Annotated in this window: 1 protein-coding gene; it reads right to left on the reverse strand. The window is 62.2% G+C overall.

Features of this window, described 5'->3' with window-relative positions:
* The coding region (locus IRT45_RS36495; RefSeq protein WP_194810291.1) for an AMP-binding protein at positions 1-259 on the reverse strand (259 nt) is incomplete at both ends.

Below are 259 nucleotides of genomic sequence, written 5' to 3' on the forward strand. Positions count from 1 at the left end.
ACGCACATGGTGGTTTCGGTGGGGCCGTAGCCGTTGATGACTGTGTGCGTGGGCGCCCAAAGGTCGATCACCTGGGCGGGGCAGAATTCGCCGCCGAGTATCAGGGTGATCGATTCCAAGCCTTGTGGTGTCAGCATTGCTGCGGCGGTGGGGGTTTGGGTCAGCATGGTGACGTGTTCGGCTGCCAGTACATCGTGAAAGTCGGTGGGGGAGCGGGTGATCGAGTCGGGGATGACGACCAGTCGTCCGCCGTGGAGTA

Source organism: Nocardia sp. BSTN01, assembly GCF_015354405.1.
Lineage (GTDB): Bacteria > Actinomycetota > Actinomycetes > Mycobacteriales > Mycobacteriaceae > Nocardia.